This is a genomic window from Novosphingobium barchaimii LL02 (assembly GCF_001046635.1).
Lineage (GTDB): Bacteria > Pseudomonadota > Alphaproteobacteria > Sphingomonadales > Sphingomonadaceae > Novosphingobium > Novosphingobium barchaimii.
In genome coordinates this window covers 517,450-529,903 of sequence record NZ_KQ130454.1, presented here as the reverse complement: position 1 = coordinate 529,903, position 12,454 = coordinate 517,450, and the positions used below count along the sequence as shown (strand labels likewise).

The window sequence follows — 12,454 nt, the reverse complement described above, 5'->3', positions numbered from 1 at the left end:
TTGACGAAGGGGAAATTCCTTGATGTTCGCGCGCGTGCGCATTCTTTTGAATTGCGGCGCGAATGCGAGTCTTACGGTGATCTGACGTGGCTCTCTGGCCTTGGTCGACGAAGGGTAGCACCCTTTTTTCGACCAGAACGGGCTTAGGGCGCTGACTGTCGGCGAAATTGCGCGAAGAAAATTTTCGTGTTTTCCAAGGTTTAGCTGGGCGGGGCGCTAGCTAAACTGCCGTGTCTACGTTGGAGGTATTCCTCAACGCCTCGTATAGTTGTCCAGGTCCAAGCAGGATGTCTTTCAGGCCCGCACGAACTTGGGCGCTGTTCAGTGCCTGTGTACTCATGGTCTCGTGCGCGGTCAGGGCATCCATGACGGCGTTGAGGATTTCGTTCGCAAGCGTGGGTGACGCAGCAAACTGCGCCTTGGAGTTGTTCTGGGCCTGAACACGAAGGGCTTCAGACTCCAACAGTTTACCCTTGATCACGTTGTTTACGTAGATCAGTTGGTCGTCATCGGTCAGTTCACCATCGAACAGGTCGTTCACTTTAGCGATGATGTCGGCCAGCAGAGCCTTTTCCTTGTCCTGTACGCTGCCCGTTCCAACCCCGGTGATCGGTGGTAGCTGCGGCTGGTCACCACCCGCAACGCCGAGGTCGCGTTTGCCTTGGTCCTTGAGGTTATGATGGGTCAGGCGGACATCTGACAGGTCCACGCCGTCGCGCTCGCGGCCAAATTCAAGCAGCGGGGTCAAACGCTTGAAGAACAGGAACCGCTTTTCAATGTCGGTGTTGCCATAGTCGAAGATCTGCGAGAGGAAGGTGTAGAGGCTTACGAAACCGTGCATGTCGCCCTTGAACAGCAGCAGAGCATTGACCTCGTCCTTGGCTTCGTTGGCCGCCTTCTGATCCTTATTGGCTAGCGCATCCTTCATGCGCATGAAGGCGTCCTTGTACTGGATCAGCAGCCGCTGCGCGACCGGCTCAAGAGCTGAGATCAGCTGGCCCTGCGTCGCTCGCGGGTCGAGTTCCACGCGTACGAGGCGTTCGACTTCGTGATTGTCGTAATGACCCGATGCATCGAGTTTCGCACGCAGGTCAAAGATCAGGTGGGGATCTGTGCCGGCGGTGATTTCGGCTGTCTCGTAGTAGGTGCGGAACGCGGTCAGCACCTCTTCGGAGCTGTTGACGAAGTCGAGCACGTAGGTGGTGTCCTTACCGGGGTGCGCGCGATTGAGGCGCGACAAGGTCTGTACCGCTTGAATGCCAGCCAGACGCCGATCCACATACATGCCGCAAAGCAGAGGCTGATCGAAGCCAGTCTGGAACTTGTTGGCGACGAGCAAGATCTTGGCGTCTTCATCGGTGAACGCCTCGCGGATGTCGCGCCCCTTCAATGTGGGGTTCAGCTTCGCATCGGTTTCCTTGAGCGGTTCGCCGTGGCTCTCGGGGTCATTTACCTCGCCGGAGAAAGCGACCATTGTCGACATTCGGTAGCCCTGCGACTTGATGTAGTTCTGGATCGCGATCTGCCAGCGCACAGCTTCCAATCGGCTGCCAAGCACGACCATGGCTTTCGCCTTGCCGTCGAGCAGCGGCGCCACGTTTTCGCGGAAATGCTCCACGACGATCTGGACCTTTTGCGAGATGTTGTAGTCGTGGAGCCGGACCCAGCGCATGAGGCCCTTCATGGCCGCGCTTTTCTCGACCTCCTGCTCGTCGAACTCTTGCCCGCCGTTCGCGAGCTTGAAGGCAAGCTTGTACGGCGTGTAGTTCTTGAGGACGTCGAGTATGAAGCCTTCCTCGATTGCCTGACGCATCGAGTAAATATGGAACGGGCCGGGCTTGTTGGTTTCGCTCGCGGGTGCTTCCGGCTGGGGACGGCGCCCGAACAATTCCATGGTCTTGGTCTTTGGCGTGGCGGTGAAAGCGACGTAAGTCACGCCGTCCTTCGCAGCCCGCGCTGCCATTTGGGCAGCGAGAAGGTCCTCGCTGCTGATCTCGCCCCCGTCCGAGATCTCCTCGATCTCCTCGGGGGTGAGTACGGCCTTGAGCTTGCTGGCGGTTTCACCCGCTTGGCTGCTATGGGCCTCGTCGGCGATGACGGCAAATTTCTTGCCCTGCGTCGCCGCGCGTTCGCGTACGGCTTCCAAGGCGAAGGGGAAGGTCTGCATGGTGCAGACGATGATCTTTTTGCCCGCGTCGAGAGCGTCTGCCAGCGCGGCACTCTTGCTGCCGCTGTCGCTGGTGATTGTGGCCACCACGCCTTTGGTTCGCTCGAACTCGAACAGGGCTTCCTGTAACTGGGCGTCGATGACGTTGCGGTCGGACACCACGATGACGCTGGAAAAGATCTTCGCGTCTGCGTCGTCGTGGAGGTCGGCCAAGAAGTGCGCGGCCCAGGCGATGGAATTGGTCTTGCCTGATCCTGCACTGTGCTGGATCAGGAAGCGGCCCCCGGCACCTTCGGATCGGATCTGTTGTCGCAGTTGCCGCGTGCCATCGAGTTGGTGGTAGCGGGGGAAGATAATGGCGCTGATCTGCTTCTTCTTGTCGCGCTTGGCGATCATGTAGCGACCGAGGATTTCCAGCCAGCTATCGCGCTGCCAGATTTCTTGCCAGAGATATGCAGTCGGATGGCCGGGGCAGTCCGTTGGATTGCCCGCGCCACCATGGTTGCCGCGGTTGAAAGGCAGGAAGCGAGTGGCACCGCCCTGCAGCTTGGTGGTCATCATCACGTCGCGGTTACTGACCCCGAAGTGTACCAGGGCGCCGGTCGCGAACGAGAGTAGCGGTTCGGCCCTGGGATTGCGGTCGAACTTGTACTGGTCGATCGCATCGCCCACGGTCTGAGTGAAGTTGGTCTTCAACTCTGTCGTAGCGACCGGGATGCCATTGAGAAACAGCACGAGGTCGATGCAGTTCTCGTTGGCTTTCGAATAGCGCACTTGCCGCACGACGCGCAGTCGGTTCGCTTCGTACCGCAAGACGATCTCCGGGTTCATGCCCGAGGCGGGCTTGAACTGGGCTAGGCCGACCAGCCCACGGACGCCGATCAGTTCCACGCCGTAGCGCAGAACATCGAGTGTGCCGCGATCATCGAGAGACTTGCGCACCCGATCGCAGAGGATGTCGATGGCTGCATGGCCGTGCGACTTGACCAAGCCCTCCCAAACCTTCGGCTGGCTATCTTCCAGCCATATCTGCAGGTCTTCAGGGTAGAGGGCGCGGGCGCGATCGTAGCACGCAGCGGAACCTTCTTCGTATAGCCAACCCGCTGCAGCCATATCGGCGCATATTTCGTCCTCGAAGCTGATTTCCTTATGCAGGCTCATTTGGCTCTTAACCATTCCAGGTCTGAAGGTATGGGTGCGCCGCCGCCAGAAGGCGATGGGCAGAGTCAAGCATGTCCTGTTGCGCTTTGCCCCACTGCTGTTCGGGTGACTTCCAGCCACCGTCGCACAATGTTGCGATCCGGCATGCCCGCCGTCCTTCGAGCGGCTGCCACAAGAGCTTGCCGCCAAAGCCGATGTTAATCTGATCGCGGTTTTTCTGCAGGTGTTCGAAGAGAGCGATATTACGATCTTCGGCACCGCGACCGCAGTCGATATACAACTCTGCTTGGCAGTCAGTTTTGCGGATCACCAGGTTGAGTTCAACGCCCTCGAACTCTGTCTTGCTGGCAATCCATCCACCGGTTGGTACTGCCTTGCCCGCATAGCGAGTAGCGGCAGGCAGGGCCAAGAGGCCGGTCCAGAACAGTTGTCGAAGACTATGGCGCTCGCCCTGATCCTTACGTTCGGCCCGGCGCTTGAGGCCAATTTGTGTCTGGAATGTAGCGGCTTCCGGCAAAGGGATGATCTGTTGAACGTCGAGGAGCAGACGCCCATCGGATAGCTTGCACGGGCCGAGCCGAATGCAGGTGATGTCGATGCCCTGATCACGTAGCCAGAGAACTGCTGTGGTGAGTTCTTTGCCGAAATCTGCTGAGGCGAGAATGACTCTGACAGATTGGGCAAAGGCTTCCTCCTGCGGTTCAGTCCAGCGCAAAAAGTCGAGTAGGGCCGCTTCAGCGCCGTCATCGTCCATGCCGTTTCGGCGACGGAAATCCGCGTGAGCATCGACGGCCTCGGCGAAAGTCATGCGCGCGACCATTGCTGCATAGCGCAGGGCCTGCAGTTCCATGTGCGCGGCATCGTCACGTTTGAGTTCAACGACAACCAAATTGGCATCGGCGTCGAGACACAGAAGGTCAATGCGTCGGTAGCTGTCGACCCAGCCCCCGTATTCTTCTGCGAGGACCATTAGGTCGTCGCCTAAAATGCCGATCTGCTCGCGCAACATGCGCTGGATGTCCTGCCGTTCCTTCAGTCCTTCAGCTTGGAAAAAGGTCTGGTTAGCAGCCGTCAGCTTGCCTTCGACAAGTTCGTACACGGGCATCAGGCAAGGGCCTCGTCAGGTTGTGCCGCGTCGATACGACCTGCTTCCCATTCCTTGTAGGTCTGGCGGGTGGCGACGTTAATCCACTCGGTTGTGCCGTTCGCCGGTCTGCCGTCGACCACGGCAGCCGCCGCGCTCGGGCTTTGAAAAGCATAGCTTTTGGCGAAGGTGCAGCGTTCGCCATCTTCAGTCAGGACGCCAGCGTGTTTCAGTTCGGCGTGGAGCTTGCTGTAACCGTGCATATGGGCGCTGGCCCATTCGCGACGGGCTTGTGAGCCTTCCTCGACCACGAACTCACCATCTTCGAGTACGGCAAACGCTGTCAGGTTGTGCTTGCGGTTCTCAAGGACGAAGCGGGCTTCCGGTTCCGGCTGGGTAAAGGGGCGCGTCGGTGTGGAGATGATCGCCGCCTTGGGGGCTGAGCGCACGCGTTGGATGAACATATCGACGCGCACGGCCGGCAGGACCACGAGGATGTTTTCCAGGAACGCTTCCATCTTGCCGATGTCGGCTTCGCTTAACGAAGGCAGCGCAGGCGTCACTGTGTTTTCGAGCGGCATCCGTCCAATCGCCTTCGCCTCGGCGATTAGGCGGGCTTCTAGATAGCGGGCGTGGGCCTTGTTCAGCTTGTTGGCCGACGCGGTGACGAGGATGGCGCTGGTCCACCAGTCCTTCTTCACATCATGGCTGCGGATGCGTGCTGAGATGTCTTCACCTTCGCCGATATAAGCCAGCGGTTCGCCGTCCTGCTCGCCTAGCAAGAGGTAGATGCCGGCGTAGGCCGCTTCCTCGCGAGCAAGAGCGGTTGCAATCTGAGTACGCGGGGCCATCAGGACGTGGCCAGTCCAGTTGAACATCTCGGCGGTCAGCATGCCATCGGGGCGACCGTCGATGTAGTAAAGTTCGAGGCTGCGCCCGATGGCCCGGCTCATGCGAACAAATCTCCCTGATGGTCGGTACGTGGAGCCGAGCCGTCTGGTACTACGCCGTTTCGGCGCATCCAGCCCAGCCAGTTCTCAAGCGTATCGCGGCTGAACTTCTCGCGCTTCTCGAGATGCCAGTCGAAGACGCCATTACAGATGGCATCATCTGTCACATCGCGCCCGCTGGCGATCAGGTCGTTCCAGACCGCATAGAGCGTTGCGATCGCCTCGACGCCCTCCCTGCTTTGGCCCTTCAACAGATCGATCAAGTTCAGGAACGCGCGCATGCGGTCTGGGCCAAGAGCCGCTTCCAGCATGCCGGACGGCATGTGCAGGGTCTGCGGAATTTTATACTTCACGGCGTCGCCTTTCGAGGATGGCTCCTCCGTCACTATCCCGCAGATGCTTTCAGCCCCGTGTTGCATCGCGTTGATCAAGTCGCCGTCGTATGGTCCTGCCGCATAGCGTTCGTATGTTCCTGCCAGTTCGTGAACCCCAACGTGAGCTTGGGCGAGATAGCCAACCTTCATCACCGCCATGCGTCCCATTTGGCCGAGGTATCGGATGGCATACGCACCAACCACGGCGCGGGACGACGGCAAGGCGGCTGCGGTGATTTTCGTCGGGAGAGCAACGACGTTGCCTGCCTCAAATACGCTGCGCACGTCGATCTTGCCGGTGACGGCAGCCGAGATCAGCGCGGCGCGGCGTTCTTGCAACAGAGCGATGGCGGATTGGGCTTGGGCGACAAGTTCCGCTACCCGCATCTGGTTTTCGCGGATTGCCTTCGCAATCGTGTGCTGTTCTTCCACCGGGGGTATCGGGAAGGCCAACTCCAATATTACGCCTTGCCCAATGTTGAGCATCGAACTGCTCGCGCCAGTCGCAGCGACCTCGATTTGGCTGCGGACCATGCTGCTACGCAAGTAAAGGGTGATGAATGCCGGGCTGGCATATCTAGGGTCTATGCGGAGGCGGTACAGCTTGTCGCATAGCATCAAATTGCCGAAATCCTGTTCGACCAATGCGGCGCCTCCAACCAACTCGCGTGTATTGGCGCGCGAGATCAAGACATCTCCAACGGTCAAGGCCAAGTCCGGCACCGGCTCCAGATTATCTGGCAGTGCCTTATTCTCGGCTGGGTTGAACCGTTCCCCATTTACGCAGCCCACTTTGAGAACACCCCACTGGTCCGGGCCGGCAACAGGCGTGGCGTCGCACTGTGGACTCCAGCCCTGCTCGATCTTCAGCACGGAATGTTTGATCCGCCCCAACTCCCAATGCGCGGGGATCTGGCCGAGCCATTCGATGCCGCTGTCTTTCATGGGGGCGTCGGGGTTCAGGCCCTTGGCGACGGCATGGGAGATGACCGCCTGACGCTTTTCCTTAAGCAGCGCGATCAACCGCTCCTGCTCCGCCACCAGCGCATCAATCTTCGCCGTCTCCCGGTCGAGGAAGGCGGCGATTGCTTGCTGCTCAGGTAACGAGGGAAGTGCGAGTGGGAATTTGACTAGGTCGGACTGGAAAAGGTGCGGTACGCCCATGCCTCCTTTCAAGGCTGCGATGTTTGCAACGACATAGTCAGCTTGGAAGTAGTAATGTAAGAATGCGCCGCCAGTACGTGCGTGCGGAGTTATGACAGAAATAGAACTGTTTACCGTCGTTTCTCGGTCGAGGTTTCGAACGAAATTTACCGTTCCTAGCGTAGAGCCATCTTTGGCGAGTAGAACGTCGCCTTCGCGCAATTTTATCTCAGGCGACTCATCGTAACGATCGCGTGTAATTCTATTAGCACCGTCGAAATCGATCTTCGCGCTTTTTATGTTTGGAGTGGCTAGCATTGCATAGCCCTCCTCAACGTATTCGTCGGCTTTCAGCCCCTTCCAGCCCAAGCGAGCTCTAACCCAGCTTTCGAAGCCGAGCCTGGACAATGTCCATCCACTTGGGATGCTTGCCAGCCAATCAACGTCGGTTTGACGGTATTCTGGATATGCTGGAAAGCTCACGCTGCCAGCTCCCGCAACATGCCCTGAATGCGAGTAGTGACCTCTGCCAGTTCGGCGTCGATTTCGGCCAGCGGGCGGGGCGGCTCGAAGACGTAGAAGTGGCGGTTGAAGGGGATCTCGTAACCCACCTTGGTTTTCTCGGAATCGATCCAGGCATCGGGGGCATGGGGCTTCACCTCGCGCGCGAAGTACGCCTCGATGTCCTCGGTCAGCGGCACGTTCTCGGTATCGCGCAAGGATGTGTCCGGCTGGACCTTGCCCTTGGCTTTGCCGCGCTGGCCCAGTAACGTCTTGCCGTCCTCGCCCAGCAAGGGCCGTTCCACGGTGATGGTGTGGTAGCCGAAGCTCTGGTTTTCGAAGATGCGCGAGAGCGGGGCGAGTTTGACCTTGCCGCCTGCTGGCGCCTCAGGCGCAGCTTCGCCTTCGATCACAATGGCGCGAGATAGTTCCTTGCCGCTTGCATCAAACACGCTGGCCAACTGTGCTTCGACGAACTGGCCGAACAAGCGTGTGACGTCGGCGATGTGGTCGTCGCTCATTTCCTTGCGCTTGCTGCCCAGCGACTTGCGCATCTTCTGCCAGAACGCACTGGCGTCGATCAACTGGACCTTGCCTGTGCGTTCCTTCGGCTTCTTGTTCGACAGGACCCACACGTAGGTTGCGATCCCGGTGTTGTAGAACATGTCGGCCGGCAGAGCGATGATGGCCTCGACAAGATCGTTCTCCAGAACATAGCGCCGGATCTCGCTTTCCCCGCTGCCCGCGCCGCCCGTAAACAGGGGCGAGCCGTTGAGCACGATGCCGAAGCGGCAGCCGCCCTCCTGCCAGGGGCGCATCTTGGAGAGCAGGTGCATCAGGAACAGTAGCGAGCCATCGGACACGCGCGGGAGGCCGGGGCCGAAGCGCCCATTGTAGCCCTGCTGGAGGTGCTCGTCCTGCACCGCCTTCTGAACCTTCTTCCATTCCACGCCGAAGGGCGGATTGGATAGCATGTAATCGAAGGTCTGCCCGTGGTGGCCGTCGTCCGACAGGGTGTTGCCCTGGACGATGCGGGTGATGTCCTCCCCTTTGATCAACATGTCTGCCTTGCAGATCGCATAGGACTCTGGGTTCAGTTCCTGCCCCCACATCGTGAGGTGGGCATCCGGATTGTATTCTCGAAGGTATTCGCCTGCGACGGAAAGCATACCACCGGTGCCTCCGGTGGGATCGTAGATTGAACGCACGATACCAGGCTTCGATAGAACGTCGTTGTCTTCGACGAACAGCAGGTTGACCATGAGTCGGATCACCTCTCGCGGGGTGAAATGCTCACCGGCTGTTTCGTTGCTGATCTCCGCGAACTTGCGGATCAGTTCCTCGAAGGCGAGGCCCATGTGCGTGTTGTCGACCCGCGCAGGGTGCAGGTCGATCCGGGAGAAGCGTTCGGTGACCTGGTAGAGCAGGCCGTTCTTGGCGAGCCGGTCGATCTGCGCGGCGAACTCGAATTGCTCGAAGATGTCGCGCACCTCCGGCGAAAAGCCCTGGATATAGGCGAGGAGGTTGGTGCCGATGTTGTCCTGGTCACCAACGAGCTTGCCGAGATCAAGCGGGCTGCGGTTGAAGAAGTTGTGGCCAGCCGCGCGGATCAGGAAAGGATCGGGGCGGTGAGCTTCTACCTGCGCGATGACGGCGGCCTTGGTCGGCTGAAGCACACAATCGAGGCGGCGCAGCACCGTGAACGGCAGGATCACGCGCCCGTACTCGGACTGCTTATAGTCTCCGCGCAGGAGGTCCGCGACGGACCAGATGAAATTCGAAAGCGACTGATGGTTCAAGCTTGCAACTCCCCGCATTGCGTGTTGCCCTAGGTGTCTGGCGAGTTCAATGCGACGGGAAAATAGAGGCTATCAGCCGATTTGCGTTTGAAAGAAGGGAGGGCAGACTCGTTTCGACGGTAGCGGAGGCCTGCTGCCTGGTGGGCGCGCGCTAGCATTTTCTTTCTCATCCGGTCTCACCCCGTCTCATCGTTCTTGATTTGTAGGAAATTGCCTACTATTTGCTTGTCAATCGCACCCGCCCGGCCTCTTCCCTTGTGGAATGCACACTGGGCGGGTCTTTTTTTGGGGCGGTTCTCGTGGCAGAAAGTCACGGAAATGACCCGCACGTACGCCAAGCCATCGTTGACCTGGGAACAGCAGATTGCTCACCTGAAGGCAAACGGGATGACCATTCCCGATGAGCCGTTGGCTGAATACTGGCTGCGCCATGTCAGTTATTATCGATTGAGCGCATACTGGCTCTACTTCGAGCATCCCAAGGGCCAGCCGGGCCCCCGGTTCAAACCGGGCACCACCTTTGATCGGGTGACAGCACTGTACGATTTCGACCGGATTTTACGGCGGCAGGTCATGCGCGGCACGGAACATGTTGAAGTGGCCCTACGTGGTAGCTGGGCCTATGCGTTGGCCCAACTGGGTGATGGTCATTCCTATCTTGATGCCAGCCTTTATGCGAAGCGCGAGGAGTTTCACAAGCAACTCGCCAAGCTCGTGGGTGAGGCGGGTTGGTCGCGCGAGACGTACATCAAGCATTATCGTGAAATTTACAGCGCGCCCGCCATCCCGCCGGTCTGGATGGTCGCGGAAATGATGTCGTTTGGGCAATTGTCACGTTGGTATTCAAACCTCGAAGACCGCGCGCTACGCAATCAGATCGCCCGCCCGCTTGGATTGCCCGAGACGGTGCTGGTGCCATTAGTCAGGCACGTGACTGATCTGCGTAACATCTGCGCTCATCATGGTCGCCTATGGAACCGCGGCTTTCTCCAGCCACCCAAGTTGGCGCAGAAACCCTCTGACCTTGCTGCGACCCTTGATCAGAATGCGACACAGGCGCCGGCACGGCTCTACAACGGCTTGAGCATGATCGGGCACGTCGTCCGTACGGTTGCCCCAAATTCAACTTGGCGGCAGGATGTACGTGCACACTTAGCAACTCATCCAGAGACGGATTTGGCTGCGATGGGCTTTCCAATCGGCTGGGAAACGCGCCCGCTCTGGGCGTAGTGTCAGAGCGAGAAAATGGCAACCTGCGGCGCGGGGCCGATTAGGCTTCATGCGCGAGAGCGTGCCTGAGGTTAAACCTCGCTACGTGGCTTGGTTTTAGGGTCAGTTTTAGGGTCACATGCTGGAGGAGAGGGCGAAACGCCCGGAAATCCTGGGTTTCTGCCTGCTCATTTGTCGGACACCCTCTCCGCCAACGGCACTTTTTTCGAGGTCCGCATGCTGCTATAAGCTCATAACCTTGTAGGTAGCTTATGTCAGTAGTTGGGGGCCTTTTTAGGGGCCTTCTCCAAATCAGGCAGTTGTTAAACCGCCGTTTTCTGCGGTATTCTAGCAAGCCTTGATGCCTCTTCTGGGCACCAGTTACCTTTTCGAAGGTACCGCAAGTAGTCGAAAGCCCCGGGAAACCGGGGCTTTTTGCCGTTCTGGCGCTCCAGAATCTTTGCCCGTGACGGGCTCGGCCGGTAATGCGGGCGCCGTTGTCGGTTACGGGCGCCTTGAACTGGGACGGGGAAGCAGCCGGTCCAGCGCGTCGGGATTCTCGCGGCCCCAGGCATAGAGCAGTTCGACTGGCTCTACGAAACGTCGGCCCAGGTCGGTCAGGTGATACTCGACCATTGGCGGAATTGTGCTGTGGACTCGGCGTGTCAGCAGGCCGCTGGCTTCCATGTCGCGCACGGTCTGGGTCAGCATTTTCTTGGAGATGCCGGGCAGACTGCGCAGGAGCACGCCGGTGCGCGCGGATCCGCCATGGCGGGCGTGGAGGACGTGCAGGACCATGCTGGTCCACTTGGTCGCAAATAGCTCGAGTACCCGGCGGGGGGCGCAATCTTCCCGCCATTCCTCGTCAGGTGTTCCGGGTTGCACGTGGTTACCTTATGGTGCCTGGGGTCATGAATGGTGCCGTCTAGTCGCGCCGGGCGGCAATGCCTAGCTGGGATGCAACAAGGAGACAATCATGACGAAAACGGCATTGGTGGTGGGCGCAAGCGGCATCGCCGGCAGCGCGGCGGCGGACCTCTTGGCCGAGCAAGGCTGGACGGTGCACGGTCTGGCGCGGCGGCCGGTCGAACGGGCGGGCGTTCAGCCGGTGGCGGCGGACCTGCAGGATGCCGCCGCGACCGCTGAGGCGCTGCGCGGCATCGACCCGGACGCGGTATTCATCACGACCTGGCTGCGGCAGGATAGCGAGGCGGAGAATATCCGCGTCAATTCAGCGATGGTCCGCAACCTGCTGGACGGCCTGCCCAAGCCTACGGGCCCGCGCCATGTTGCGCTGGTCACAGGCCTGAAGCACTATCTCGGGCCGTTCGAGGCCTATGGAAAGGGCACGCTGCCGCAGACCCCGTTCCGCGAGGAGCAGGGCCGTCTCGACGTTGAGAATTTCTACTATGCGCAGGAAGACGAGGTCTTTGCCGCAGCCGCCCGCGATGGCTTCACGTGGAGCGTCCATCGCCCGCACACCGTGATCGGCCTGGCGGTTGGCAACGCGATGAACATGGGCACGACGCTGGCCGTCTATGCGACGCTTTGCCGCGAGACGGGACGTCCCTTCACCTTCCCGGGGTCCGCCGCGCAATGGTCCGGGCTTACCGACATGACCGACGCGAACCAACTCGCGCATCATCTGCTGTGGGCGGCGCAGACCGACGCGGCGCATGACCAGGCGTTCAACGTCGTCAACGGGGACGTCTTTCGCTGGCAATGGATGTGGAGCCGCATCGCCGACTGGTTCGGCATCGAGGCTGCTGCGTTCGATGGCACGGTAAGGCCGCTAGAGCAGCAGATGGCGGGTGACGCCGGACTGTGGCGTGAGATCGCGACCCGCGCAGGCTTGGCGGAGCCCGATCTGGCCAGCCTCGCCTCGCCCTGGCATACCGATGCAGATCTGGGCCGGCCCATCGAGGTGGTGACCGACATGTCCAAGAGCCGGCGTCTGGGGTTTACAGGATATCAGCCGACCGACGATGCGTTTTTCGCCCTGTTCGAGCGATTGCGTGCCGGTCGCCTGATCCCGTAACCGGAGGCGGGGCGCGGGATAGCGGTCC

The 12,454-nt window shown here is 59.8% G+C and carries 8 protein-coding genes; 2 read left to right on the top strand and 6 right to left on the bottom strand.

Features of this window, described 5'->3' with window-relative positions; all coding sequences use genetic code 11:
• Nucleotides 1-220 precede the first annotated feature (220 nt).
• Genes V474_RS13005 through V474_RS12985 form a run of 5 tightly spaced genes read right to left on the bottom strand, consistent with a single transcriptional unit; the run spans nucleotide 221 to nucleotide 9,179 of the window.
• Entirely contained in the window at nucleotides 221-3,448 is a 3,228-nt protein-coding gene (locus V474_RS13005; RefSeq protein ID WP_236711251.1) for a type I restriction endonuclease subunit R, read from the bottom strand.
• Entirely contained in the window at nucleotides 3,336-4,433 is a 1,098-nt protein-coding gene (locus V474_RS13000) for a DUF4268 domain-containing protein (RefSeq protein WP_059151885.1), read from the bottom strand. The genes V474_RS13005 and V474_RS13000 overlap by 113 nt, the downstream gene beginning before the upstream one ends.
• Nucleotides 4,433-5,365, bottom strand: coding sequence for a GIY-YIG nuclease family protein (locus V474_RS12995; protein WP_059151884.1), 933 nt, complete (start codon nucleotides 5,363-5,365; stop codon nucleotides 4,433-4,435). The genes V474_RS13000 and V474_RS12995 overlap by 1 nt, the downstream gene beginning before the upstream one ends.
• Complete coding sequence (locus V474_RS12990) at nucleotides 5,362-7,362, bottom strand: restriction endonuclease subunit S (RefSeq protein ID WP_148649389.1); 2,001 nt, start codon at nucleotides 7,360-7,362, stop codon at nucleotides 5,362-5,364. The genes V474_RS12995 and V474_RS12990 overlap by 4 nt, the downstream gene beginning before the upstream one ends.
• A complete protein-coding gene (locus V474_RS12985; protein WP_059152145.1) occupies nucleotides 7,359-9,179 on the bottom strand; it encodes a type I restriction-modification system subunit M in 1,821 nt (606 codons plus the stop codon). The genes V474_RS12990 and V474_RS12985 overlap by 4 nt, the downstream gene beginning before the upstream one ends.
• A 318-nt stretch (nucleotides 9,180-9,497) precedes the next feature.
• Between V474_RS12985 and V474_RS12980 the strand changes: the two genes are divergently transcribed.
• Nucleotides 9,498-10,409: an Abi family protein gene (locus V474_RS12980; RefSeq protein ID WP_059152144.1), complete on the top strand. Its 912-nt coding sequence runs from the start codon at nucleotides 9,498-9,500 to the stop codon at nucleotides 10,407-10,409.
• Between the two features lie 483 nt (nucleotides 10,410-10,892).
• Here the strand turns inward: V474_RS12980 and V474_RS12975 are convergent, their stop codons facing one another.
• Nucleotides 10,893-11,273, bottom strand: coding sequence for a winged helix-turn-helix transcriptional regulator (locus tag V474_RS12975; RefSeq protein WP_059151882.1), 381 nt, complete (start codon nucleotides 11,271-11,273; stop codon nucleotides 10,893-10,895).
• A 91-nt stretch (nucleotides 11,274-11,364) separates the two neighbouring features.
• Here V474_RS12975 and V474_RS12970 point away from each other — a divergent pair, with 91 nt between their 5' ends.
• Nucleotides 11,365-12,426, top strand: coding sequence for an SDR family oxidoreductase (locus V474_RS12970; RefSeq protein ID WP_059151881.1), 1,062 nt, complete (start codon nucleotides 11,365-11,367; stop codon nucleotides 12,424-12,426).
• Nucleotides 12,427-12,454 lie beyond the last annotated feature (28 nt).

What these genes read in the sequence shown, in the direction of transcription:
- V474_RS13000 (WP_059151885.1), bottom strand. Translation starts at nt 4,433, where the DNA reads ATGCCCGTGTACGAACTTGTCGAAGGCAAGCTGACGGCTGCTAACCAG.
- V474_RS12995 (WP_059151884.1), bottom strand. Translation starts at nt 5,365, where the DNA reads ATGAGCCGGGCCATCGGGCGCAGCCTCGAACTTTACTACATCGACGGT.
- V474_RS12980 (WP_059152144.1), top strand. Translation starts at nt 9,498, where the DNA reads ATGACCCGCACGTACGCCAAGCCATCGTTGACCTGGGAACAGCAGATT.
- V474_RS12970 (WP_059151881.1), top strand. Translation starts at nt 11,365, where the DNA reads ATGACGAAAACGGCATTGGTGGTGGGCGCAAGCGGCATCGCCGGCAGC.